This is a genomic window from Rhodoferax sp., from assembly GCF_025354435.1.
Taxonomy (GTDB): domain Bacteria; phylum Pseudomonadota; class Gammaproteobacteria; order Burkholderiales; family Burkholderiaceae_C; genus Rhodoferax_B.
This window is the reverse complement of record NZ_JANXMU010000080.1, coordinates 1-24,381: the sequence shown is the minus strand read 5'-3', so window position 1 is coordinate 24,381 and position 24,381 is coordinate 1. Positions and strand designations below refer to the sequence as shown.

Sequence of the window (24,381 nt, the reverse complement as noted above, 5' to 3'; positions counted from 1 at the left end):
AGAAGCGGTATGCGGGGCACACCATCTAAAAAGTCCATGGGTCCGCAGGCCGCGGCGCGGCTGGAGCGGCTGCCGGTCAGCGGCTACCACAAGCTGATTTTTTTCATCATCGCGCTGGCCTTCTTCTTCGACTCGATCGACCTGGGCATGATGACTTTTGTGCTGGGCTCGATCAAGACCGAGTTTGGCCTCACCTCGGCCCAGGCGGGCGCGCTGGCCAGCATGAGCTTTGTCGGTATGGTGCTAGGCGCGGCCAGCTCAGGGCTATTGGCGGACCGGTTTGGCCGCAAGCCGGTGTTCCAGGTGAGCATGGTGGTGTGGGGGGTGGCCAGCTACCTGTGCTCCACAGCGGGGGATGCCACCACGCTGGGCTTCTACCGGTTTTTGCTGGGGGTCGGCATGGGCATGGAGTTCCCGGTGGCGCAGACGCTGATGGCCGAATTCATCCCCGCCAAGGCGCGCGGCAAGTACGTGGCGCTGATGGACGGGTTCTGGCCGCTGGGGTTTATTTGCGCGGGGCTGATTTCGTACTTTGTGCTGGCATCGAGCAACTGGCGCACGGTGTTCATGGTGCTGGCGATTCCGGCGCTGTTTTTGCTGGTGGTGCGCCGCTTTATCCCGGAGTCGCCACGCTGGCTGGAGCACGCGGGGCGGCATGCCGAGGCTGAAGCGACCTTGCAAAAGTTTGAGGCCAAAGTTAAAACCAGCCTGAAGGTGGACTCCCTGCCGGAGCCCATCTGGTCGCTGGCGCAGGCTTCGGCCCCCAGCAAAACCAACTCTTTCATGGCCCTGTGGTCGCCGCTGCACCGCCAGCGCACCCTCATGGTCTGGGGCCTGTGGTTCTTTGCGCTGCTGGGCTTTTACGGGCTGACGACCTGGCTGGGTGCGCTGCTGCAGCAAGGCGGCTTTGCGGTGACCAAGTCGGTGCTGTACACGGTGCTGATCTCGCTGGGCGGCATTCCGGGCTTTTTGACAGCCGCCTGGCTGGTCGAGAAATGGGGCCGCAAGCCGACCTGCATCGCCTCGCTGCTGGGCGGAGGGCTGATGGCGTTTTTGTACGGCCAAAGCGCGCTCAGCGGGCAGGAAAACCTGCTGATCGCCACCGGCCTGTGCATGCAGTTCTTCTTGTTCGGCATGTGGGCCGTGCTGTACACCTACACGCCCGAGCTGTACGCCACTGGCGTGCGGGCCACGGGTTCGGGCTTTGCCTCGGCGGTAGGCCGCGTAGGTTCGCTGCTGGGCCCCGCCATCGTGGGCGTGGTGCTGCCCAGCTGGGGCCAGGGCGGCGTGTTCACCGTGGGCGCGATGTGTTTTGTGGTGGCCGCGGCGCTGGTGTTCTTCATGGGGATCGAAACGCGCGGCATGGCGCTCGAAGAACTCTCAGCAGACTGAGTTTAAGAAAAATAGAGTTCTAGCGTATATCCTGTCTATGCTAGTAGCTATATAAATAATAGCAAACAGTTTTTAGTCGCGCAGCGCCACTTCCAGCTGTTGGCCATAGGTTACGACCCGGTTGCGGCCGCTGCGTTTGGCCTCGTAGCAGGCGCTGTCGGCGGCTTCCAGCACGGCGGCGACCTGGGGCAGGTCGGGGTTGAGCTGGACCACGCCGATGCTGGCACCCAGATGGAACGAGTGCTCGCGCCAGTCCATGCGCCACGCGTCGACCCCGGAGCGCACCTGTTCGGCGATTTTCTGGGCCCGCTTCAGGGTGCAGCCGGGTAGCAGGATGGCAAATTCGTCGCCGCCCAGGCGGGCCACGGTGTCGCTCTGGCGCACCAGCGACTCCAGCAGGCGGGCGATCTGGCGCAGCACTTCGTCGCCCGCCGCATGGCCGGCCGCGTCGTTGATGGCCTTGAAGTAATCCAGGTCGATGAACATGGCGCAGCAGCCCAGGTGGTCGGTCTGGCGCGACAGTGGCTGCTTGACCAGCTCTACCGCATGGGCCAGCCGGGCCTCGAAGTCGCGGCGGTTGACCAGTTGGGTGAGGCTGTCGTGGGTGGCCGACCAGGCCAGCTCGTCGATACGGGCGCGGGCGGCGGTCACGTCGTTCAGGATCCAGATCACCCCGGCGCTGGGGTCACCGTCGATCACGCCACGGCCCCGCATGCGCACCAGCAGGCTGCTGCCGTCCTTGCGCCGCATTTGCACGTCACCGTCGAACGAGCCCTGGGTTTTGAAGGCTGCGCGGTAGCGTTCACCCACCGCCAGGTAGGCCTCGGGCGAAGGGTAAATCACCCCCGCATCCATCCCCAGCAGCTCGCCTTCGGGGTAGCCAAACAGGTAGTTGGCGTGGCTGCCCACCAGCTCGAACCGGCTGTCGCGGGTAATGACGATGCCCACCGGCGAGTTCTTCAAAATCGCCATCAGCTGCTCGACCATGGCGCTTTGGGCCGCCTGGGCCCGGCCGCGCTCTAGCGTCACGTGGCGAAACACTTGCACCAACTGGCCGATCTCGCCGCGGGCCCGGGGCCAGTCTTCGGACACGGCACGCCCCGCGCCCAGCAGCCGCTGCGCCCGGTCACGCAGTTGGGTGATGGGCCGGGTGATGTTGGCAATCAGCAGTGTGGACAAAGCCGCGCAGATGCCCATGATGCCCAGCACCACCAGCCAGGAGCGGGCGTGCACCTGGCGCAGCGGTGCCAGGGCGTAGTCGGCGGCGGTGACGCGGGCCACCGTCCAACCGGCGGCGGGCACTTGGGCCGTGGCCACCAGGTAGTGCGGCAAATCCGCCGATCCACCCCCCCGCCGCCGCGCCAGCATGTCGCCGAGGCCGGGCTCGTCGGCCGCAGGCAGCATGCGGTGCTGGGCATCGGGGTGCGACAAGATGACACCGGCCCGGCTGTAGATGACCAGCACGGCCGAAAAATTACCCAACGTGGAAACCGCCGCAGGCAGCAAGTCGGCCGAACGCAGCGACACCGCGCCCGCCAGCACGGCCGCGGTCTGGCCGTCGGGGCCGCGCACGGGCACCGTCACCACCACCACCGGCTCCCGTGTCTGCACGCTCAGTACCGGCTCGGTAATGCCGCTAGCCCCGGTGCTGAAGGTGGTTTGGAACACTGCCTGGTGGCTGAAACCAGGGTCGGGCACATCTTGCGGGGACTGGCTGGCCGATGCCAGCACGGTGCCGTCGGACTGCACTACTTGTACCGCCAAAAACTGGTCCAGCGCCAACGGGTGGTTGCGCAGCAACTGCCCCAGGGCTGCCGGGTGGGCCAGCTGTGCGAAAGGGATGTCGGCGGCCAGCAAGCGCAGATTGGACTGCATGCGCCGCAGCCGGGTGTCCACCAGATCGGCCACCAGATAGACCGAATCCTGCTGCTGTTGGCTAAAGCTGCTGCGCACCACCTGTTCGCTCTCGCGCGCCATGAAGTAGCTGGATGCCGCACCCGACAGCAGGGCCGACCCCACCGCCACCAGCAGTATCCGCACCTTGAGCATGCCCATCGCCTGCCAGCACCAGCGCCAAGAAAATCGCCGGAGCGGCGTGGATGGGACAAGGGTTTCCAAAGGATCGGATAGTCGGGTCATATCTTGTTTTTGTGTGGAACTACAAAATCCAAGGAACCCCTCCACCCCTCTGTAACGACAGGTCGCAGCAACCCCCTCTTGATTTGTAACCAATTGATTTTTACCGGAGCCTTCTCTACTGTCTAGCAAAATAACAAAAAACCGGCACAAATACACACCTACCATGCCGTAGCACCGTGCTTTATCCGCTTTTAACTTGCGTTTATAGTTAGTTATGGAGTCTTTTTTTAAAGCCCAATGGGACGTGCGCCGTTACAGCGGCGAGCACCAGGCCCATGCGCACGACCACGCCCAGATCATGTTTGCTCTGCAAGGCCGCATGGAGCTGGAGATTGGCGGCCGCGCCAGCTTTGCCGATACGGCCTGCGGGGTGATCGTGCCCGCCGGGGTGGCGCACGGCTTTGTGGCCACGGCCAACACCCGCATGTGGGTGATGGATGCGCCCGCACAAGCCGGTATGGACCGGGTCAAACGCTTTGCCGTGCCGCCACTGCGCCGGGATCTGGCGATGCATCCTCTGGCGCTGGCCGACCTGCTGCAGGCCCCGCAAATTTTGCAGCGCCGCAGCATCACGCTGGCCGCCCTGGATGCCGCGCTGGATGCCGAACTGCACGCGCCCTGGACCACGGCCCGCATGGCCGCGCTGTTCCATCTGAGCCCCCAGCGCTTCCACGCCCGCCTGCTGGAGCTGACCGGCAGCCCGCCGCAAAGCTATCTGCGGGCCCGGCGGCTGCAGCGGGCGATGGCCCTGGTCCAGACCGGTATGCCGCTGGACACCGCCGCGCTGCAGGTGGGCTACCGCAGTGCCAGCGCCCTGGCCTACGCCTTGAAGCGCGACCAGGGTGTAGGGGCCAAGAGCCTGCGCAGCTGAGCAGTACGAGAGTTTCTCGACATTTCCCTGCGCGCCCTGCCCCACCATCGGCGCATGCATAACAAAACCCTTCTCGGCAGTCTGATGGTGCTGGCCGCCGCCGTTTTATGGGGCACGACCGGCACCGCCCAAAGCCTGGAACCCCCTCATTTGTCCGCCTACTGGATCGGCGCGCTACGGCTGGTGGTGGCCTCGGGCTTCTTCGCCATTTACGGACTTTTGACCGTGCCGCGCAGCCGCTGGGCGGGCGATCTGCGGTCGCTGCCCTGGGGCCGGGTGCTGCTGGCGGGCATCTGCGTGGCGGGCTACAACCTGGCGTTTTTTGCCGGGGTCAAGGCCAACGGCGTGGCCATCGGCACGGCGGTGGCGCTGGGCAGCGGGCCGGTATGGGCGGGCGTGTTGCAGCGGCTTTTCACCCGGCAGACTCCTCGCCCGGCCTGGTGGCTGGGCACGCTACTGGCGGTGGCCGGGGGCATGCTGATGGTGCTGGGCGGCGGGGCTGACCATGCCGTCAGTCTGCGCGGCACGCTGCTGTGTCTGGCGGCGGGTTTGAGCTACGCGGCCTATGCCGTACTCAACCAGGGGCTGGTGCGGGCCGCGCCGCCTGCCACGGTGACGCTGTGCGTGTTTGGCGCGGCGGCACTGGTGGCCGTGCCGGTGGCGCTGGCGGTGTCTGGGGTGTTCAGCGCCACGGCTACCGATGTGCTGGTGGTCGGCTACCTGGGTGTCGTGGCCACCGGGGTGGCGTATTTGCTGTTCAGCTACGCGCTGCGCTGGGTGGCCAGCTCCACGGCGGTGACGCTGGCGCTGGCCGAGCCGCTGGTGGCCTTTGGCCTGGCAGTGGCCGTGCTGCACGAGCAGACCACGCTGGGTGCGTGGATCGGCTTGGGCGGTGTGCTTGCCGGGCTGGCGGTGGTGATGGCCGCCGAAGTACGGCAGCGTTAAGCCTGCTGCGGCTCCAGCATCTTCACAAACAGCGAGGCGCCGGTCAGGTCTTTCAGCGTGACGGTCATGGCGCGGGTTTTGGCATCGATGTCCACCTGGCCGAAGAACTGGAAGCCGCCGTTGGGGGCGGTGTTCTGCACCGGCGGGGCTTTCTGGTAGGCCACTTGCATGCCGAAGGTGCCGTCCACCTTGCAGGGGCCAAAGCTGCCTGAATTCAGCGGGCCCGAAACGAATTCCCAGAACGGAGCAAAGTCGCTGAACTGGGCCTTGTTGGGGTCGAAGTAATGGGCGGCGGTGTAGTGCACGTCGGCCGTCAGCCACACCACGTTCTGGATGCCTGCACGCTTGATCTCGCGCAGCAGGCGGGCGATTTCGATCTCGCGGCCCAGGGGCTGGCCGTCGTCGCCATTGGCAATGGCCTCCCATTTGTCGCGGCCTTCGGCATCCTTACCGTCGGGCACGTGCAGACTGATGGGCATGTCGGCAGCAATCACTTTCCACACGGCTTTGGACTGCTTCAGGCCGTCCAGCAACCAATCCACCTGCGGGCGGCCCATGAAGGCACTGTCGGCCGTTTCGGTGGTTTGCAGGTTGGCACTGCTGGCGCCGCGGTAGCTGCGCATGTCCACCACAAACATGTCCAGCAGCGGGCCCTGGGGCAGGTAGCGGTAGACGCGCTGGCTCTCTACATCGGCGGTGCGGCGCAGGGGTGCGTATTCGTGGAAAGCCTGGGCACCGTAGGCGGTGAGCAGGGGCATGTTTTTCTGGGTGTAGCGGGCATCACCACGCAGGTCTTTGGAGTCGGACCAGTTGTTGGTCACCTCGTGGTCATCCCATTGCCAGATCTGCGGCACGTCGGCGGCCATGCGGCGGATGTTGGCATCCAGCAGGTTGTAGCGGTGGCGACCCCGGTAGTCGTTCAAGGTTTCGGCCACCTTGCTGACCTCTTCGGTGACGAGGTTGTTCCACAGCGTGCCGTCGGGCAGCGTGACCTGGGCGCTGATGGGGCCGTCGGCGTAGATGATGTCGCCGCTGTGCAAAAAGAAGTCGGGGTTGACCTTGCGCATCTGCTCGTAGATCGACATGCCGCCCCAGGCTTCGTTGATGCCCCAGCCTTGCCCAGCAGTGTCGCCGCTCCAGGTAAAGCGCACGTCGCGCAGCGCTTTGCTGCCCGCCGCGGCAGGCAGGCGCAGGTGGCCGCGCACCGGCTCGGACAGCACGCGCTCGTTGTGCAGGTCTTGCAGCACCACGCGGTAAAAAATCTCTTGCCCGGCGGGCAGGCTGGCCAGGTCCAGGCGGCCGGTGAAGTCGCTGCCCTCCATCAGGTACAGGCCGCGCACGCGGGTGGGGTTGGCGAAGCTGGCGGTGGTGGACCAATCGACCCACATGCGGGCCGGGCGGTCGCTACGGGTCCAGACCATGGCACGGTCAGCCTGGGGATCGCCGCTTTGCACGCCCTGGGCCATCTGCGGGCGCATGTTGTCGCGGGTGATGATGGCAGGGGCCGCGGGCTGGGCTTGGGCAAAGCTGTGCAGCGGGGCAACAACGGTAGCGCCCGTGAGGGCGGTGGTGGCATTCAAAAATGTGCGGCGGTCCATGGCAAGTCTTTAGGTAGTGGATCAAAGGGAGTGGCCGCACTGTGGAAAAGCCAGATGTCATGCCTGTGACGCAGCCGCCGCAGATTTATAAAAAATCGGCCTCTCGTGCTGATGGAACCAGCACGAGCAGCTATAAAAACTGCAGCATTCGATAAATCTGCCGGGGCTGCGCAGAGGGGTAACATGCGCTCCATTCCACGTCATTACAAATATTTACAAGGACGGCGCCATGGACCACTCCCCCACCGCCCCGGTTTCCCGCACTTTGGTCGCCCGCAGGCTGGCCTGGCTGTCTTTTGTCGGCCTGGCGGCAGTGCTGCTGGCCGTGGGCGTGGCAATTGGCGTGATCGAGCAGCGCAGCACCCATGCCCAACTGGTCAGCACCGTGACCGAGCGGGTGCAAAGCATGGTGGCGGTGGCCGATGCCTACGACCGCATCAACCGCGAACTGGTACAGCGCGCGTTCCGCAGCTTTCGCAACAGCTTTGGCCCCACCCTCACCCTGGACCCGGCCACCGGTCAGTTGAGCAATGCCGACAAAGTAGTCAACGACGACTTCAGCGCGGTAGACCAGTTCACCCTGGACACCGGCGGCGTGGCCACGGTGTTTGCCAAAAAGGGGGGTGACTATCTGCGCATCACCACCTCGCTGAAAAAGCAGGACGGCGCACGCGCCATGGGCACCGTGCTGGACCGCAGCCACCCGGCCTACGCGCTGATCCAGGCCGGGCAAACCTACACCGGCCCGGCAGTGCTGTTTGGCACGCCGTACATGACGCGCTACGAGCCCATCAAGGACGCGGCCGGCGCCACCATCGGCATCTTTTTTGTGGGCAGCGACATCACCCTGCAGCAGGCAGCGCTGGACAAACAGGTGGCCGAATCCAAGTTCTTTGCCACCGGCGGCATCTATTTTCTGGACGCACGCGGCCCGCTGGCCGATGCCAAATTTGCCATCCACCCCACGGCCAAGGGCAAAAAAGTGCTGGAAGCCTTCCCCCAGGCGGAACCGTTCCTGACCGCCCTGTCCACCGCACCCGACGGCTATGTGCGCAAGGCCGACACCCTGCTGGGCAGCACGCCCACCGACACCTGGGCGGTGATGCGCAAAACCGCGGCAGGCAGCAACTGGCTGGTGGCCGAGGTGACCGAGAGCGAGGCCATGGCCGAGTACTGGCGCAACATGACCGTGATCTGGAGCCTGCTTGCCGCCACCACCGTGCTGCTGGGCGTGGGCCTGTATGTGCTGGTGCGGCGCACCGTGAGCCTGCCGCTGGCCGAGCTGACGGTGGCCGTGACCGCTGTGGCCCACGGCGACCTGACCCGCGCCTTCAGCACCCAGCGCCAGGACGAAATCGGCGCGCTGGTGAACGAGGTGGAAGGCATGCGCCAGCGCTACCTGCAAGCCCTGTCGCAGGTGCGCGCCGCCGTGGAAAGCATAGGCACGGCCAGCGCCGAGATCGCCAGCGGCAACCAGGATTTGAGCGTGCGCACCGAGCAAACCGCCAGCAACCTGCAGCGTACCGCCAGCAGCATGGAGCAGCTCACCAGCACCGTGCAGCAGTCGGCCGATGCCGCGCGCCAGGCCAACCAGCTGGCCGCATCTGCCGCCGCCGTGGCGGCGCGCGGCGGTGCCGTAGTGGGCGAGGTCGTGGCCACCATGACCGACATCAACCACAGCTCGAAAAAGATTGCCGACATCATTGGCGTGATCGACGGTATTGCCTTCCAGACCAATATCCTGGCGTTGAATGCCGCCGTGGAAGCCGCCCGCGCGGGCGAACAGGGGCGTGGCTTTGCGGTGGTGGCATCGGAAGTGCGCAGCCTGGCCCAGCGCAGCGCCGAGGCGGCCAAAGAGATCAAGACGCTGATCGGTGCGTCGGTAGACAAGGTGGAATCGGGCTCGCGGCTGGTGCAGAACGCAGGCAGCACCATGGATGAGATCGTCAGCTCGGTGAAGCGCGTCAGCGACACCATCGGCGAAATCACCGCCGCCGCGGCCGAGCAGTCGGACGGTATCGGCCAGGTCAACAGCACCGTGGGCCAGTTGGACCAAATGACCCAGCAAAACGCTGCACTGGTGGAGCAATCCGCCGCTGCCGCGGAAAGCCTGCGCGACCAGGCCGAGCGGCTGGCGCAGGCGGTAGCGGTGTTCAAGCTGGTTTAGTAACGTTTCCCGGTAACCAGCAAGGCCAGCCGCATCACCAGCATGGCCACGTATTCCAGGCCGCGCTGGCGCAGTGGGCGGGCGGCGTAGGTGGCCGGGTCCATGGGCTGGCCACCCTCGGCCATGGCCCGCAGCAGGCGCTCGCGCAGGGCGGCGGTAAAGGCGGCATCTTCCACCACCACATTGGCTTCGCGGGCCAGCAGCAGGCTCAAGGGGTCGAGGTTTGACGAACCCACCGTGGCCCAGTGGCCATCGACCACCGCCACCTTGGCGTGCAAAAAGCTGGGGGCGTACTCATGGATCTCCACGCCAGCGCCCAGCAGCACGCCGTACACCGGCCGCGCCGCGTAGAACTGCATGAAGTATTCATACTTGCCCTGCAGCAGCAACTGCACCCGCACGCCGCGTTCGGCCGCGGCCACCAGTGCCTGGCGCAGGCGAAAGCCGGGCACGAAGTAAGCGTTGGCAATGATGATCTCGTGCCGGGCTCCAGCGATGGCCCGCAGGTAGGCACGCTCGATCCGGGTGCGGCTGCGCAAATTATCACGTAAAACCAGCGCAGCGCTGGTGGATACTGCATCAGCAGCTATTGTTTCAGGAGTAGGCAGGCTTCGGGGCTTGGCCGATAAGAAGGTCTGTACCGCTTCTTGCAGCTTGTGCTGGCGCAGGTCGCGCACGGCCTGCAGCCGCCGCCACAGCACTTGCATGGTGGTGTCGATGTGGCCCACGATAGGGCCGGTGATGCGCACTGCAAAGTCAAAGCGCGGCGCATCCAGGGTCCCAAAATTGGGGTCGTGGAAGTCGTCCAGGATGTTGATGCCACCGCAAAAGGCCACCGTGCTATCCACCACACACAGCTTGCGGTGCAACCGCCGCCAGCGCGTGGGCAGCAGCAGGGCCAACATGTTTACCGGCGAGTACACCCGCCACTGCACGCCTGCGGCAGTGAAGCGCGCGCTCCATTCCTCGGGCAGCGTGCCGGTGCCCAGGCCATCGACCACCACGCAGGTCTGCACCCCGCGCTGGGCGGCGCGCAGCAGCGCTTCGGCCACCTCGGCCCCCGCGCCGGTGCAGTCAAAAATATAGGTTTCCAGCCGTACTGCGTGCTGGGCCGCGTCCATGGCGGCCACCAGGGCGGGGAAGAAGGCGCGGCTGCCTTCCAATAAATCCAGGCTGTGGCCCGTGCGCAGACGGGGACGGGAACGCGGCATGCGGCATGCGGCTCACATTTCAAACTCTGCCAGCAGCGGCAGATGGTCTGACATGCGCCACCAGATGCGCCCACGCGGCACTTCCAGCCCCACGGGTTTCAGGCCGCGGGCGTACACGTAGTCCAACTGCGCCAGCGGCAGACGCGAGGGGTAGGTGCGCACGCCCGCCTTGTCAAAAGCGTACATGTGGATGCGGTTCAGCGCGTGGCGCATCTGGCTGCCCCAGTCGTTGAAGTCGCCCGCCACGATCACCGGCGCGTCGGGCGGCACATCGCGGGCAATGTAGGTGGCCAGTTGCTGCACTTGGCGCGCGCGGCTGGCCGGAATCAGCCCCAGGTGCACCACGATCACGTGGACGGGTACGCCGTGCACCATCACATGCACGTGCAGCAGGCCGCGCTGCTCGAAGCGGTGGTCCGACATGTCTTCGTGCTTGTGCCATACCACCGGCCAGCGCGACAGCAAGGCATTGCCGTGCTCGCCGTGGCGGGTGATGGCGTTGGTCTGGTACACCGCTTCAAAGCCCTCGGGAGCCAGGTAGTCAGCCTGCGGCAGGTCGGGCCAATGGGTGAAGTATTTTTGTTCGCTGCGGTTGAGCTTGCGCACCTCTTGCAGGCAAATGATGTCGGCATCCAGCTGCTCGACCGCGTGGCCCAGGTTGTGGATCTCCAGCCGTCGGATCGGACCCAGGCCTTGCACGCCTTTGTGGATGTTGTAGGTAGCCACCCGGAGGATCGTCATGGGCAAAAGCGAGGGAGCATCAGAACAGCCTCGGCGTTAGAGGGTGAAAAGCAGGCACGTGCGGCAGCATGGTACGGCAACCATTGGTAGGCCGTGTGCTCGCGTGGGCTCAGCACCACGGGCGTATCGGCAGGCACCTGCAGACTGAACAAATGCTCGCGGTTCTGCAGCACGCCCGGTGCATAGCGGTGCCGCCATTGGGGATAAATAGAATAAATGTTTTCCAGCTGCCAGTCACGTAGCTGGTTGGGCGATACTTTGATTCCGGTTTCTTCGGCCACCTCGCGGACGGCTGTATCGCGGAAATCCTCGTCCAAACTGTCTTTGCTGCCGGTGACCGATTGCCAGAACTCGTCGGCATCGGCCCGGCGGATCAGCAGCACATCCAATGCGGCGGTATGGATCACCACCAGCACGGACTCGGGGATTTTGAAGGTACTCAACTGTGCGCGGCCAAAAACTGGTCTAGCTCGCTGCGGTCGGGCGCGTTGCCCACGCCACCGGTGCGCTTGCATTTCAGCGCTGCTGCGGCGGCGGCAAACCGTATCGCATCGCGGTCGCCCTGCCCTTGCGCCAAAGCCAGCGCCAGGGCTGCGTGAAACACATCGCCCGCACCGTTGGTATCCGCCGCCTTTACCGGAAATGCGTCGATGCTGTGCAGTACGCCGTCGTGCCGCATCCAGCGCACGCCCCGCGGGCCCAGGGTGACCACCGCCACGTGGGTCCCGGTATCCAGTGCGGATTGCAAGGCGGATTCAACGGACAAACCCGGTGCAAACGCCATCAGGCCGGATTCGGAAAACACCGACCAGTCGGCCAAAGCGCTCAACGCTTGTAAATCTTCTTGGGGGGACAAATCGCCGTCGAGCACGCTCAGCACGCCGTTCGCCCGCGTCCAGTGCAAGGCCGCCAACGACCCGGCCATCCAGCGCGGATCAACCATTACCACGTCCGAACCCCGCAGGCCTGACACGTCCATGGGGAGCGCCTTGTGCAAGGCATCGCCCCGACAATTGAAGATCTGCCGCTCGCCGTGTGCATCGATTACCACCGCCGAGATCGACGAGGTGGCTCCCGGCACCCGCTGCAGCCCCACACAGTCTACGCCCAGGCTCTGCACCCGCCGCGCCAGAAACTGCCCCGCCTCGTCGTCGCCTACCGCCCCGAACAGCCCTACCCGCGCGCCCAACCGGGTCGCCGCAATCGCCGCATTGGCCGCCATGCCGCCCGACACCATGCGGTACTGCTGGGCCGGGGTTTTGGTGGGTTGGTGCGGAAACGCCGCAATATCAAAACAATGGTCCAGCGCCGCATGCCCAACCGTGCTGATGCGCGGCCCCAACGCAGGCGCGGCCACGCTACTGTACGAACCCAAAATCTCACCCATAGCGCCTCTCTGTGGTCCACGGCCCTGTGTGCCCACCCCGGGCCCACCTTGTAAACGCATTGTGGCGCAAGCACCACCACACCTAGGGTGGTCTATCGTGAATGGTGTATTAAAATTTTAATGAAAATGGTCTTTAGTGCAGATAAAAACTGCATGCAATGCTACATAAATAAGAGCAAATACAAGAATTTCAGCCACTTCATCACCACACACTAGGTCAGCGCACCTAAAACACCATAATTTGGTGCATAATAGTGGGCTTGCCACAGTGGATTAATTCACTGCAACGGCACCATTTTTAAAAGTGGGTTCTTAGCTCAGCTGGTAGAGCAGCGGACTCTTAATCCGTAGGTCGACAGTTCGAATCTGTCAGGACCCACCACTTTTATGCCTTATGGGCACTGCGAAGCCTGCTATTTAAACCGTAGCAGGCTTTTCTTTTTCTGGCTCGATATGAGGCGATTTACGTGACGCGTCTCATATGCAGTGTTTCGGATGAAGTTCCAGCACAGGGATGCCACTAAGAAAACCACTGCATGTCTACACAGTAGATCACCGTCCATAATCTACCGTGCCTTTATAATATGGGCACCAGCAAGCCAATCGTGCTCTGCTGGCAGCCTGGCCAGGCAAAGCCGAATCTCACGGCGGCACGTCGAAAAGAGCTTTTTGCGACGAGAAAAATAAGAAAAAGCTCCTGCACGAGAGTGTCCGTAAACGTGGGTCGCGTAAGAGCCCACGACCACATACCCAAGCCCGCCCCGTGCGGGCTTTTTCATGGTGCTTGCCACACCGCCTCGCCAAAAAAACCGCCGCACCTGTCTGGCAGGTACGGCGGTTGGAGAGAATACGGCAATATTCAATTGCTACATTTTATATAGCTACTTGTGTATTATTTATATACGCTAGATGCCATTTTTATGCCTAAAATCAAGTACGGCGCTTCTTGTTTCGGTACTGATCTGCCACCACGGCGGCGACGATGATGCCGCCCTTGACCATCTCCTGGTAGTAGGCGTCGATGCGGATGAAGGTGAAGCCGGACATCATCACGCCCAGAATCAGAATGCCGATGACGGTGCCGGTGACCCGGCCCAGTCCGCCGACCAGCGAGGTGCCGCCGATGACCACCGCCGCAATCGCGTCCAGCTCGTAGCTCACACCCATACCGGACTGGCCAGAGATGGCGCGGGCCGCGGTGACGGTACCGGCCACGCCGCTGAGCAGACCGGCGATGGTGTAGATCCAGATCAGGTGGCGGTTCACGTTGATACCCGACACACGGGCCGCTTGGCGGTTGGCGCCAATGGCGTAGGTGAACTTGCCGAAGCGGGTGTAGCGCAGCACGATATGGGCAATCACCGTGATCACCAGAAAGATCACCACCGGGTTGCTGCCCTCACCGATCCAGGCAAATTCGGGGGTCAACATGCTGACGGGCATGCCGCCGGTAAACCACTTGGCAAAGCCGCGGGCTGCAACCATCATGCCCAGGGTGGCAATGAACGGCGGGATACCGGTGAATGCAATCAGTGATCCGTTTATCAAGCCCACCACTGCGCCCACCAGCACCCCGGCCAGTACCGGCCAAAACGGACTCAGATCGGTCAGATGGGGAAACACAGCGCGTGGAAAGTCCGACACCTGGGCCAGGCTGGCGGCCACCACAGCGGATGCTGCCACCACCGAGCCCGACGACAAATCAATGCCGCTGGTGATGATGACCATGTTCACGCCAATGGCGATGATGCCGATCACCGCCATCTGCAAGATGATGACTTTCAAACGCTCGGCGTTGAAGATGAAGCTCTGGCCGTTCAGGTACCAACCGATGGCTTCAAAGAAGACACTGATACCGATCAGCACCAGAAAGATACTGAATTCGGGGGGGAATTTGAACGGCGCTTTGACGGCGGCGTGGGCAACGTGGGGTACGGTGGGGGAGCTCATGGTGCAGGTTTCCTATGGATTTTTTACTTTGCTGCCAGGTCCATGACGGAGACCTGATTAGCATCTTTGCGGTCCAGAATGCCGGTGACCTGGCCGCCGTGCATCACCACGACGCGGTCGCTCATGCCCAGCACTTCGGGCATTTCCGACGAGATCATCAAAATCGCCACGCCGGTACCGGCCAGTTCGGACACCAAGCGGTGGATTTCGGCCTTGGCCCCCACGTCGATGCCGCGGGTGGGTTCGTCCAGAATCAAAATGCGCGGATTGGTCAGCAGCCAGCGACCCACCAGCACTTTTTGCTGGTTGCCGCCTGACAGGTTCTGGATGATTTCGCCCATGCTGGGGGTCTTGACGCGCAGGCGCTTGGCCATTTCGGCGCAGTCTTTGGCCAACTGGTCGCCCTGCACAAAGCCCTTGGACACATAGCGCTGGTTCAGCACCGCCGAATCCATGTTGTCCTGGATGTTCAGGCTCAAAAAGCAGCCGGTTTCCTTGCGGTCTTCGGTCAAAAAGGCCATGCCCGCAGCCAGCGCCTGGGTGGGCGTGGAGATGGTGATGGGCACGCCCTTGATGCTGATGCTGCCCGAGGTGGCAGGCACTACGCCAAACAGCGCTTCGGCCACATTCGAGCGGCCCGAGCCAACCAGCCCGGCCATACCGACGATCTCACCGGCGCGGATGTCAAAGCTCACGTTCTTGAAAATGCCTTCCACGCAAAGGTCTTTCACCGACAACACCACTTCGCCAATCGGCACTTCCATCTTGGGGAACATCTGGGTGATTTCGCGGCCCACCATCATGCGGATGATGTCGTCGCGGGTCACCTCGGTGGAGGCGTGGGTGGCGATGTACTGGCCGTCGCGGAACACCGAGAATTCGTCGGCAATCTCGAACAGCTCGTTCATCTTGTGGGTGATGTAGATAATGCCCTTGCCCTTGGCGCGCAGGTTGCGGATGATGGCAAACAGGTGGGCCACTTCGGTCTCGGTGAGCGCCGAGGTGGGCTCGTCCATGATCAGCACGTCGGAGTTCCAGGACACGGCCTTGGCAATCTCGACCATCTGGCGGCTGGCCACCGACAGGTTCTGGATCTCTTCGCGCGGGTCGATCTTGATATTCAGCTCGGCAAACAGCGCGGCGGTCTTGCGGTACAGCTCGGCGTGGTCCACAAAACCAAAGGCATTCTTGGGCTCGCGGGTGATCCACACGTTCTCGGCCACCGTCATGTAGGGCATGAGGTTGAGCTCTTGGTGGATCATGGCGATGCCCAGGTTCAGGGCATCCAGCGGCGACTTCATGTGAATGGCTTTACCGCGCAGGCGGATGTCGCCTTTGTCGGGGATGTAGATTCCCGCGATGATCTTCATCAGCGTGGACTTGCCCGCGCCGTTTTCGCCCATCAGCGCATGCACCGTGCCCGCGCGCAGCTTGAAGCCCACGTTGTTGAGCGCAACCACGCCCGGGAAGATTTTGAGAATGCCGTTGATCTCCAATAGCGGAGGCGCGGCGGCAGCCTGGGTGGCCGGGCGGTCGAGGGTGGCGGTGTCTGACATCCTGGGTGGCTTTATGAAAGGGTGGAAGATGGGCTTGTGTGTCGTAAGCCCTCACGCCAAACTTTTCCTAATTGGGGAAAGGCCTGGCGTGAGGGCTGAAGATGCCCCGGCAAGGGGCACCCTCAGATCCACTACGGCTTAGTTTTTGCCGCTGTACTTGGCCAGGTTGGCGGGGGTGACCAGCTCAAACGGTACGTTCACAAAGCGCTCGACGGGCTGCTTCTTGGACAGCTTCAAAGCCGCGTCCATCGCGCCGCTGCCTTGGCCGGCCGCGTTCTGGAACACGGTGACCTTCAGCTCGCCCGCCTTCATGGAAGCCAGCGCGTCCGGGGTGGCATCGATACCGGCTACCAGGGAAGCAGGGGTCCACTTCTTGGAAGCCTTCAGAGCGTTGATGGCGCCGATGGCCATTTCGTCGTTGTTGGCGATGATCGCGTCAAACTTCAGGCCGGTAGACAGCCAGTTGGTGGTGATGTCCTGGCCTTGGGTACGGTCCCACTTGCCTTCACGCTTGTCCAGAATCTTGATGCCGCTGCAAGCCGGGGTGGCCAGCACGTCTTCAATGTCCTTGGTACGGGTGCGGGCAGCTTCGTTCGACAGCTCGCCCATCAGCACTACGATGTCGCCCTTGCCCTTGAGCAAACGGCAGACTTCCTGGGTTTGCAGGGTGCCAGAGACCACTTCGTCAGAAGCCACAAACGCCACACCGGCAGGCAGCTTGGCAAAGTCCACCGGCTTGCGGTTCACATAGACCAATGGGATCTTGGCATCGGTCACCATTTTGGTGATCTTGGGGGTGACATCGGTATCCACCGGGTTGACGATGATGGCATCCACCTTCTGGGCGATCAGATTCTGGATCTGGCTCAGCTGTTTACCCACGTCGTTCTGGGCATCTTCTACTTGTACCGTCGCACCGGTTTTCTTACCGGCATCGACCACGCCGTCTTTCAGAATCGTCAGAAAGGTATCCAGCTGGGCCATGGCCAAACCCACTTTTTGAGCATGCGCCGCCAAGGGGGCCAGCAAGGTGGTTGACACGGCAGCGGCGAGTAGTAGCTTTTTCATTGGGATGCGTCTCCAGAGTTATTAGTAAACGGCGGGTTTTGTACCGTTTGGTTAGGTGAGGCCGGGGCACAAGGAAATGCCCTTAACCACGGTCTGTACTGTAATCAAAAAACCCTGAAATAGAAAATAAATTTCTAAGTAATTACACTTAGAGAAAAATATTTCTCTACAATTTATAGTTGTTGCACCGCCACAGCCCCGCCGTGTGTGCCCCGCTTTCCCGTCCCCACGGGAACCCCTTTCTTGATAACACCGTAACCCGATGAGCCAACTCACATTCCCTTCTGGTCGCCGTATCGACCTCGCCTGCCTGGGCCGCCTGGCAGTGGATCTGTACGCCCAACAATTCGGCAGCCGACTGGAAGACGCACGCAGCATGGCCATGTACCTGGGTGGCAGCTCGGCCAACCTGGCTTTCGGCGTAGCCCGCCTGGGCCTGAAAAGCGCCATGCTGTCCCGCGTGGGCAACGAGCAAATGGGCCGTTTCCTCACCGAAACCCTGGAACAAGAAGGCTGCGACACCAGCCAGGTGCAGATCGACCCCGAGCGCCTGACCGGCATGGTTTTGCTGGGCCTGAAAGACCGCGACACCTTCCCGCTGCTGTTCATGCGTGAAAACTGCGCCGACATGGCGGTAGATGCCAGCGAAATCCGCGAAGACTTCATCGCCCAGTGCCGTGCCCTGGCCATCACAGGCACCCACCTCAGCACCCCCGGCACCCGCAGCGCATCCCTGGCCGCCCTGGCCTACGCCAAAAAGCACGGCGTGACCCGCGTGCTCGACATCGACTACCGCCCCGTGCTCTGGGGCCTGACCAGCCGCGGTGCGGGCGAAAACCGCTACGTGGCTGACGCACACGTCACCCAGCAACTGCAAGAAGTGCTGCCCGAATTCGATCTGCTGGTGGGCACCGAAGAAGAATTTTTCATCGCCGGGGGCATCGCAGGCGACCTGATGGCCTGCCTGCGCGCCGTCCGCAAACTCAGCGCCGCCACCCTGGTGGTCAAGCGCGGTGCCGACGGCTGCACCGTGATCGAAGGCGACATTCCGGCGAATATCGACGACTCCCCCACCTTCCAGGGCGAGCGGGTCGAGGTGCTGAACGTGCTAGGCGCGGGCGACTCCTTCCTGTCCGGCCTGATGGCCAGCCTGCTGCAAGGCAAAGATTGGGCCCAATCCACCCAGGTCGCCAACGCCTGTGGGGCCATCGTGGTGTCGCGCCACGCCTGCTCCGCCGCCATGCCGACACCGGCTGAATTGACCCACTGGTTTGGTGGCAGCCGCAACCCCAAGGTGGATGCCGACCAGCAGCTCGCCCACCTGCACCGCGTCACCGCGGCCCGGCCGGACTGGAACGAGATGTGCGTGCTGGCCTTTGACCACCGCAGCCAGTTTTTCGACATGGTGCGCGAGGCCGGTGCCGACGAGTCGCGCATCCCCGCCCTCAAGAAGCTGCTGGTCGAAACCGCCGAACAGGTGGAATCCAGCCACGGCCTGCAAGGCCATGTGGGCGTGCTGATCGACGGCGGCGACTATGGCCGCGATGCCCTGGCCAGCGCCACCGGGCGTGGCTGGTGGGTCGGCAGGCCCATCGAGTTGCCCAGCTCGCGCCCGCTGCGCTTTGACGGTACCCGCTCGGTCGGCAGCGCCCTGATCAACTGGCCAACCGAACAGGTGGTGAAGTGCCTGGTGCACTACCACCCGGACGATGCCTACCCCCTGCGCCTGGAGCAAGAGCAAAAAGTGCTGGAACTCTGGGAAGCCACCCGCGCCAGCGGCAACGAGCTGCTGCTGGAAATCATCTGCCCCCGCGCCCTGACCCCAGCGGGCACCGAAGATGCCGCCGTGCTGCGCGCCGTCAAACGCTTCTACAACCTGGGCGTACAGCCCGAATGGTGGAAGCTGGCCCCCATGCAGCCCCAGGGCTGGACCGACCTGGCCGCCCTGGTAGCCGAGCGCGACCCGCACTGCCGTGGCGCAGTCATCCTGGGCCTGAACCAGCCCCTGCAACTGCTGGCCGACAGCTTTGCCCAGGCTACCAACCCCATCGTCAAGGGCTTTATGGTCGGGCGCACACTGTGGGCCACCCCATCGCTGCAGTGGTTGAAAAATGAAATCGACGACGCGGCGTTTAAAAATGCCGTGGCACAGAACTTTACTGTCCTGGTAGATGCCTGGCGCAACCGCAAATCCGCCCAATAACCTTGCGCAATCAATTCGCCGTATGAAAACCCAAAAACTCACCATGTCCCAGGCGCTGGTCAAGCACCTGGCCGCGCTGCAGGTCGAAATGGCCGACGGCAGTATCCAGCCCTACTGCGCCGGCGTGTTCACCATTTTCGGCCACGGCAATGTGGCCGGCCTGGGCGAAGCCCTGTACGCCGAGCGCGCCACGCTGCCCACCTACCGCGCCCACAACGAGCAAGGCATGGCCCACGCCGCCGTGGCCTACGCCAAAGCCCAGTTCCGCCAGCGCATCATGGCCGTCAGCACCAGCATCGGCCCGGGCGCAACCAATGTGGTCACCGCCGCCGCCGTGGCCCATGTGAACCGCCTGCCAGTGCTGTTGCTGCCCGGCGACACCTTTGCCACCCGCGCCCCGGATCCAGTGCTGCAGCAGATCGAAAACTTCCAGCACGGCGACATGAGCGCCAGCGACTGCTTCCGCCCCGTCACCCGCTTCTTTGACCGTATCACCCGGCCCGAGCAGATTCTGACCGCCCTGCCCCGCGCCATCCAGGTGATGACCGACCCCGCCAGCTGCGGCCCGGTCTGCCTGTCGCTGCCGCAAGACGTGCAGGCCATGGCCTTTGACTGCCCAGATAGCTTTCTGCAGCCCGGCCTGATCCACTTCCGCCGCCCGCCCGCCGACACCCGCGAGTTGGCCGCTGCCGCCGCCCTGCTGAAAACCGCCAAACAACCGCTCATCGTGGCCGGTGGCGGCGTGCTGTACAGCCAGGCCTGGGAGGCGCTGCGCGCCTTTGCCGAGAAACACGGCATCCCGGTGGTCGAATCGCACGGCGGCAAGAGCAGTCTGCCTTGGGACCACTCGCTGAACCTGGGCGGCATCGGCGTAGACGGCGGCCCCGCTGCCAACGAAATGGCCCGTGAAGCCGACGTGGTGTTGGCCGTGGGCACACGCCTGCAAGACTTCACCACCGGCTCGCACGCCCTGTTTGCCAAAGCCAAGCTGTTGTGCCTGAACGTGCAAAGCTTCGATGCCACCAAATGGGCCGGTGCCGCCCTGGTAGCCGATGCCCGTGTGGGCCTGGCCCAATTGAGCACCGCCGCAGGCGACTGGAAAGCCGCCCCCGCCTGGACCACCCGCGCCCGCGCCCTGGCCGCTGGCTGGGTAGCCCGCGTCACTGAATTGACCACCGCCGTCCCCAAAGATGTGCTGCCCTACGACGGCGAAGTCATCGGCACCGTGCGCGACTCGGTGGAGAACAGCGACGTGCGCGACGTGGTGGTCTGCGCCGCAGGCACCCTGCCCGCTGAACTGCACAAGCTCTGGCGCGCCACCCGGCCCGGCAACTACCACGTGGAATACGGCTACTCGTGCATGGGCTACGAGATCGCCGGGGCGCTGGGTGCCAAGATGGCCCGGCCCGACCAGGAAGTCATCGTCATGGTGGGCGATGGCTCCTACATGATGATGAACTCCGAGCTGGCCACCTCGGTGCTGCTGGGCAAAAAGTTGATTGTGGTGATTCTGGACAACCGGGGCTACGGCTGCATCGAACGCCTGCAGCTCAAGTCCGGCACGCCCAGCTTCAACAATATGCTGATTGATTGCATCCCCGAAGGCGGCAACCCCAGCCAGATCGACTTTGCCATGCACGGTCGCAGCATGGGCGCAGATGCCGTGCACGTGAAAGACCTGACTGAGCTGAAAACCGCCATGGTCGCCGCCCGTGCCGCCACCAAAACGCAGGTCGTCGTAATCGACACCACCCACCACCGCACCACGGCCGAAGGCGGCTGCTGGTGGGAAGTGGCGATTCCCGCCGTTTCCGAGCGCACCGAAGTGAATGAAGCTTTCGAGCGCTACACCGCCGCAAAAACTGAACAACGTATTTAACTTAAAGAGAAGCAACATGACCTGGAACGTACGCATCGGCATCAACCCCCTGTCCTGGATGAACGACGACCTACCCTCGTTGGGCGGTGAAACCCTGCTGGAAACAGCTTTGAGCGAAGGCAAAGAAATCGGCTACGAAGGCTTCGAGCTGGGCAACAAATTCCCCAAGGACGGCCCCGGCCTGAAAGCCAAGCTCGACGAATTCGGCCTGGCCTGCGTATCTGGCTGGTACTCGGGCTTTCTGGGCAACGACACGGTAGAAGCCGAGATCGAGCGCTGCAAGGCCCACATGGCCAAGCTGCAATACAACAACGTCAAGGTGGTGGTCTATGGCGAATGCGCCGACACCATCCAGGGCCAAATCGACACCCCCGTCTCCAAGCGCCCTAAATTTGCCAACGACGCCCTGTGGAAAGCCTACGCCGAGCGCCTGAACGCCTTCGGCGAGCACCTGGTCAAGACCTACGGCATCAAGTTGGCCTACCACCACCATATGGGTGCCTACGTGGAGTCGCCCGCCGATGTAGACAAGCTGATGGCGCTGACCGATCCGACCAAGGTCTTCCTGCTGTTCGACACCGGCCACGCCTACTTTGGCGGTGCCGCCGACCCGGTCACGCTGCTCAAGAAACATGTGGAGCGCGTAGTCCATGTGCACTGCAAAGACGTGCGCGTCCCGGTGATTGCCCAGGCCCGCAACGACGGCTGGAGCTTCCTGAACGGCGTGATCAACGGCACCTTCACTGTGCCCGGCGATGGCGGCCTGGACTACGAAGCCGTGCTGACCACCCTGAAGAATGCCGGTTACGAAGGCTGGCTGGTGGTCGAAGCCGAGCAAGATCCGGCCGTCGCCCCCAGCTACGAGTACGCGAAAAAGGGCTATGACACCCTGCGCGGCCTGGTCGACAAGATCGGCGGCTGAAATGGTCAGCCCCCTCCTCGCCAAAGCCGCCCCCACAGGCCGCGAAATCGTCAACGTCACCCCCGAGCGCGCAGGCTGGACCCACGTGGGCTTTCGCGCCGTGCGGCTGGCCGCCGGTGAAACCGAAACGGTCAACACCAGCACCCGTGAACTCTGTCTGGTGGTGCTCACCGGCACCGTCACCGTGACGGTGGACGGCCAGACCTACGAGAAGCTGGGCAGCCGCACCAGCGTGTTCGACAAGGTGTCTCCCGCAGCGGTCTACGTACCCGGCGGCAAGACCGTGGTGGTACGGGCCGACACCGATGCCGAGCTGGGTCTGTGCACCGCCCCCGCAGGCGACACGCCCCACGCCGTGCGCGTGATTGACCCGAGCAGCATGCGCCGCAGCGTGCGCGGCCAGGGCACCAACACCCGCTACGTCTGCGACGTGCTGCCCCACGACGATCCCACCGCCGCGCACTTGCTGGTGGTCGAAGTCATCACCCCCGCCAGCCACTCCAGCAGCTACCCGCCGCACAAGCACGACATCGAACAGCCGCCGGTGGAGACATTGTTGGAAGAAACCTACTACCACCGCCTGAACCCACCGCAGGGCTTCGCCTTCCAGCGCGTCTACACCGACGACCGCAGCCTGGACGAAGCCTGCGCCGTGGAGAACCACGACGTGGTGATGGTCCCGCGCGGCTACCACCCGGTCACCGCGCCGCACGGCTACGACCTGTACTACCTGAACGTGATGGCCGGCCCGAACCGCTTCTGGGTCTTCAAGAACGACCCGGCGCATGAGTGGATGCTGGCAGCGAAGTAGCATTTGCTAGTGATTCGATAGCTGCTAGCGCAGGTTCTACCTGCGCTAGCAGCCTATTTGGCTTGAACTTTTGGGTTAGGTGGATACTGTCAACATCCCCGGCCGGGTGTGCGCCCGGCAGCGCAGTCACCTTTCTTTGCTTCACCAAAGAAAGGCGAGCCGAAGTCGTCGCCCGGCTACGCCGGTACGCTGCGTTGCTCGGTCTGTGCGGGGTCCCGCTCGAACTCGCTACGCTCAGACAATCGCGGGCCCTGATCCGCCCAGTCCTGCGCTACTCGCCGACGCCACACGGCGTGGGAGCGGACAGCCAATACCAATAGCCGAACAGCCAACCCCAGCCCGGCAAAGCCGGGCTCGCGCCCAAGGCGCGATGTGGCGCTGCGCGCCACCGATCCCGCGCCCGGGGTACCCCTCTGTATGCGCCGAGGAGCGCAGTGGCAGGCGGAAAAGGGCTGGCGTTGTTTGAGCGCAGCGAGTTTAGCCAGACCCCGCATGCCACGAGCACCGCAGGTTCCCGCAGCGCCAGCGGAGGGCGCTAACAGTGGGGGCAGCCTTTCTTTTGGTCCCTTTTCTTTGGCTGCGCAAAGAAAAGGGACTGCGCCGCCGGGCGCATACCCGGCCAGCGGCGACTGTGGCATCCAGCGCGGCATAGATCACCACAAACCTATCAAAATTCTCAAGAGAAAACCGACCCCAGCGCACACCCCACCTGCACAAGAAGCTACGAAAAGAAGAGCATTTCATGCCTGCACCTTTTGAATGAAAGATGCTCGTACGCAGGGAGTCGCAACACTTCGGCGGGCTATAGTGGCCCATCGTTTAGGTGCGGGGTTTGTCGGAATTTTTATACCTGGATAAAAACCCACTTATTCTGAAAATAACCAGTCTGCAAGCCACTTCCAGGAGATTTCAATGGATGATTTAAACCTCAGTAGCCGATTTAAACCGCAAGGTTTGCGGTGTACATCACGTTAGGCCGCAAGAGAATGAGTGAGAACTTCACAATCGGAAAGCTAGAGGTCGCTCTGCGGCAGCTCAACTTTTCAATCCGCCTCCTGTTTGATGGGGCCGATGCCGTTTCTGTCCATACCTTGGTTGGGGCAGCGTCAAACATCCTGACCGATCTCGTGAAGGTATCTGCACCAGAAAGGTCGTGGGACAAGATTGCGCGTGAGGCCAACAACCTGGCCCCATCGGCATACTTTCAGATCATGCGTAAGCCACAGAATTTCTTCAAGCACGCGAGGGATGACCACAAAGCAACGCTTGAGTTCGATCCCGAAGAAACAGAAGCTCTCGCCTTTTGGGCGGTTATGAATGCAAGTGAACTTGCGCCGTTGTCGGTTGAGGGCTAAGTCTATCAGCTCTGGTACATAGCGGCCCGGTCGCCGTACACGAATCTGGAAGCTTCACCGCTACGCGAAGCCGTTCAATTCTTCGGTGATCTGCGGCCCTTACCTCGAGCCCAACGTCTTAGCACGGGAAGGGCCGCGCTGCAGAAAGAGTTGCAACGTGCGGCCTAACCCTTCCTTCAAGCGGAC

At 63.1% G+C, this 24,381-nt stretch carries 18 protein-coding genes and 1 tRNA gene; 10 read left to right on the top strand and 9 right to left on the bottom strand.

The annotated features are described in order from the left end of the window. Window positions 1-9: 9 nt before the first annotated feature. Window positions 10-1,392 (top strand): MFS transporter, encoded by a 1,383-nt coding sequence (locus Q0T48_RS20060; protein ID WP_295960223.1) that lies wholly within the window; start codon window positions 10-12, stop codon window positions 1,390-1,392. A 72-nt stretch (window positions 1,393-1,464) separates the two neighbouring features. Here the strand turns inward: Q0T48_RS20060 and Q0T48_RS20055 are convergent, their stop codons facing one another. Then, window positions 1,465-3,531, bottom strand: a complete 2,067-nt coding sequence (locus tag Q0T48_RS20055; RefSeq protein ID WP_295960221.1) for a diguanylate cyclase — start codon at window positions 3,529-3,531, stop codon at window positions 1,465-1,467. Between the two features lie 214 nt (window positions 3,532-3,745). Here Q0T48_RS20055 and Q0T48_RS20050 point away from each other — a divergent pair, with 214 nt between their 5' ends. After that, complete coding sequence (locus Q0T48_RS20050) at window positions 3,746-4,402, top strand: AraC family transcriptional regulator (protein WP_295960219.1); 657 nt, start codon at window positions 3,746-3,748, stop codon at window positions 4,400-4,402. Window positions 4,403-4,456: 54 nt separating this feature from the next. Further along, on the top strand, window positions 4,457-5,347 hold the full coding sequence (locus tag Q0T48_RS20045) for an EamA family transporter (RefSeq protein WP_295960217.1): 891 nt from the start codon (window positions 4,457-4,459) through the stop codon (window positions 5,345-5,347). On the opposite strand, the gene Q0T48_RS20040 is transcribed toward Q0T48_RS20045, so the two are convergent. Further along, window positions 5,344-6,945: an alkaline phosphatase D family protein gene (locus tag Q0T48_RS20040; RefSeq protein ID WP_295960216.1), complete on the bottom strand. Its 1,602-nt coding sequence runs from the start codon at window positions 6,943-6,945 to the stop codon at window positions 5,344-5,346. The two genes, Q0T48_RS20045 and Q0T48_RS20040, sit on opposite strands and share 4 nt — an antisense overlap. Window positions 6,946-7,174: 229 nt before the next feature. Here Q0T48_RS20040 and Q0T48_RS20035 point away from each other — a divergent pair, with 229 nt between their 5' ends. Continuing rightward, window positions 7,175-9,112: a methyl-accepting chemotaxis protein gene (locus tag Q0T48_RS20035; protein WP_295960214.1), complete on the top strand. Its 1,938-nt coding sequence runs from the start codon at window positions 7,175-7,177 to the stop codon at window positions 9,110-9,112. Here the strand turns inward: Q0T48_RS20035 and clsB are convergent. From clsB to Q0T48_RS20015, 4 genes are read right to left on the bottom strand one after another with little or no spacing between them, the layout of a single operon-like run. Next, window positions 9,109-10,323, bottom strand: coding sequence for a cardiolipin synthase ClsB (clsB, locus tag Q0T48_RS20030; protein WP_295960212.1), 1,215 nt, complete (start codon window positions 10,321-10,323; stop codon window positions 9,109-9,111). The two genes, Q0T48_RS20035 and clsB, sit on opposite strands and share 4 nt — an antisense overlap. A 12-nt stretch (window positions 10,324-10,335) precedes the next feature. Beyond that, window positions 10,336-11,064 (bottom strand): endonuclease/exonuclease/phosphatase family protein, encoded by a 729-nt coding sequence (locus Q0T48_RS20025; RefSeq protein ID WP_295960209.1) that lies wholly within the window; start codon window positions 11,062-11,064, stop codon window positions 10,336-10,338. Next, on the bottom strand, window positions 11,061-11,507 hold the full coding sequence (nudB, locus tag Q0T48_RS20020; protein WP_295960206.1) for a dihydroneopterin triphosphate diphosphatase: 447 nt from the start codon (window positions 11,505-11,507) through the stop codon (window positions 11,061-11,063). The genes Q0T48_RS20025 and nudB overlap by 4 nt, the downstream gene beginning before the upstream one ends. Further along, window positions 11,504-12,451, bottom strand: coding sequence for a PfkB family carbohydrate kinase (locus tag Q0T48_RS20015; RefSeq protein WP_295960203.1), 948 nt, complete (start codon window positions 12,449-12,451; stop codon window positions 11,504-11,506). Before Q0T48_RS20015 ends, nudB begins: the two co-directional genes overlap by 4 nt. A gap of 306 nt (window positions 12,452-12,757) precedes the next feature. On the opposite strand from Q0T48_RS20015, the gene Q0T48_RS20010 reads away from it, so the two are divergent. Further along, a tRNA-Lys gene (locus tag Q0T48_RS20010) sits at window positions 12,758-12,833 on the top strand. Between the two features lie 548 nt (window positions 12,834-13,381). Here Q0T48_RS20010 and Q0T48_RS20005 read toward each other — a convergent pair. The 3 genes from Q0T48_RS20005 to Q0T48_RS19995 form a co-directional block, all read right to left on the bottom strand. Further along, a complete protein-coding gene (locus Q0T48_RS20005) occupies window positions 13,382-14,401 on the bottom strand; it encodes an ABC transporter permease (RefSeq protein ID WP_295960200.1) in 1,020 nt (339 codons plus the stop codon). A 23-nt stretch (window positions 14,402-14,424) separates the two neighbouring features. Further along, entirely contained in the window at window positions 14,425-15,957 is a 1,533-nt protein-coding gene (locus Q0T48_RS20000) for a sugar ABC transporter ATP-binding protein (protein WP_295960197.1), read from the bottom strand. Between the two features lie 138 nt (window positions 15,958-16,095). Further along, entirely contained in the window at window positions 16,096-17,025 is a 930-nt protein-coding gene (locus Q0T48_RS19995) for a sugar ABC transporter substrate-binding protein (protein ID WP_295960194.1), read from the bottom strand. A 262-nt stretch (window positions 17,026-17,287) separates the two neighbouring features. On the opposite strand from Q0T48_RS19995, the gene iolC reads away from it, so the two are divergent. From iolC to Q0T48_RS19970, 5 genes are all read left to right on the top strand, one after another. Next, window positions 17,288-19,228 carry a 5-dehydro-2-deoxygluconokinase gene (iolC, locus tag Q0T48_RS19990; RefSeq protein WP_295960191.1) on the top strand — a complete coding sequence of 647 codons (1,941 nt, stop codon included), beginning with the start codon at window positions 17,288-17,290 and terminating at the stop codon, window positions 19,226-19,228. Between the two features lie 22 nt (window positions 19,229-19,250). Beyond that, entirely contained in the window at window positions 19,251-21,107 is a 1,857-nt protein-coding gene (gene iolD / locus Q0T48_RS19985) for a 3D-(3,5/4)-trihydroxycyclohexane-1,2-dione acylhydrolase (decyclizing) (protein WP_295960189.1), read from the top strand. Window positions 21,108-21,123: 16 nt separating this feature from the next. After that, the gene (iolE, locus tag Q0T48_RS19980; RefSeq protein WP_295960186.1) at window positions 21,124-22,029 is read left to right on the top strand and encodes a myo-inosose-2 dehydratase; all 906 of its coding nucleotides are present in this window, start codon (window positions 21,124-21,126) and stop codon (window positions 22,027-22,029) included. Window position 22,030: 1 nt separating this feature from the next. Continuing rightward, complete coding sequence (iolB, locus tag Q0T48_RS19975) at window positions 22,031-22,840, top strand: 5-deoxy-glucuronate isomerase (RefSeq protein ID WP_295960183.1); 810 nt, start codon at window positions 22,031-22,033, stop codon at window positions 22,838-22,840. 986 nt (window positions 22,841-23,826) lie between these two features. Continuing rightward, on the top strand, window positions 23,827-24,195 hold the full coding sequence (locus Q0T48_RS19970; RefSeq protein ID WP_295960179.1) for a hypothetical protein: 369 nt from the start codon (window positions 23,827-23,829) through the stop codon (window positions 24,193-24,195). Window positions 24,196-24,381 lie beyond the last annotated feature (186 nt).

Coding starts and splice junctions, on each gene's coding strand:
- Q0T48_RS19995 (WP_295960194.1), bottom strand. CDS start 17,025: ATGAAAAAGCTACTACTCGCCGCTGCCGTGTCAACCACCTTGCTGGCC.
- Q0T48_RS19970 (WP_295960179.1), top strand. CDS start 23,827: ATGAGTGAGAACTTCACAATCGGAAAGCTAGAGGTCGCTCTGCGGCAG.
- Q0T48_RS20005 (WP_295960200.1), bottom strand. CDS start 14,401: ATGAGCTCCCCCACCGTACCCCACGTTGCCCACGCCGCCGTCAAAGCG.
- Q0T48_RS20045 (WP_295960217.1), top strand. CDS start 4,457: ATGCATAACAAAACCCTTCTCGGCAGTCTGATGGTGCTGGCCGCCGCC.
- Q0T48_RS20050 (WP_295960219.1), top strand. CDS start 3,746: ATGGAGTCTTTTTTTAAAGCCCAATGGGACGTGCGCCGTTACAGCGGC.
- Q0T48_RS20060 (WP_295960223.1), top strand. CDS start 10: ATGCGGGGCACACCATCTAAAAAGTCCATGGGTCCGCAGGCCGCGGCG.
- Q0T48_RS20035 (WP_295960214.1), top strand. CDS start 7,175: ATGGACCACTCCCCCACCGCCCCGGTTTCCCGCACTTTGGTCGCCCGC.
- clsB (WP_295960212.1), bottom strand. CDS start 10,323: ATGCCGCGTTCCCGTCCCCGTCTGCGCACGGGCCACAGCCTGGATTTA.
- Q0T48_RS20015 (WP_295960203.1), bottom strand. CDS start 12,451: ATGGGTGAGATTTTGGGTTCGTACAGTAGCGTGGCCGCGCCTGCGTTG.
- iolD (WP_295960189.1), top strand. CDS start 19,251: ATGAAAACCCAAAAACTCACCATGTCCCAGGCGCTGGTCAAGCACCTG.
- iolC (WP_295960191.1), top strand. CDS start 17,288: ATGAGCCAACTCACATTCCCTTCTGGTCGCCGTATCGACCTCGCCTGC.
- Q0T48_RS20025 (WP_295960209.1), bottom strand. CDS start 11,064: ATGACGATCCTCCGGGTGGCTACCTACAACATCCACAAAGGCGTGCAA.
- Q0T48_RS20040 (WP_295960216.1), bottom strand. CDS start 6,945: ATGGACCGCCGCACATTTTTGAATGCCACCACCGCCCTCACGGGCGCT.
- Q0T48_RS20000 (WP_295960197.1), bottom strand. CDS start 15,957: ATGTCAGACACCGCCACCCTCGACCGCCCGGCCACCCAGGCTGCCGCC.
- iolB (WP_295960183.1), top strand. CDS start 22,031: ATGGTCAGCCCCCTCCTCGCCAAAGCCGCCCCCACAGGCCGCGAAATC.
- iolE (WP_295960186.1), top strand. CDS start 21,124: ATGACCTGGAACGTACGCATCGGCATCAACCCCCTGTCCTGGATGAAC.
- Q0T48_RS20055 (WP_295960221.1), bottom strand. CDS start 3,531: ATGACCCGACTATCCGATCCTTTGGAAACCCTTGTCCCATCCACGCCG.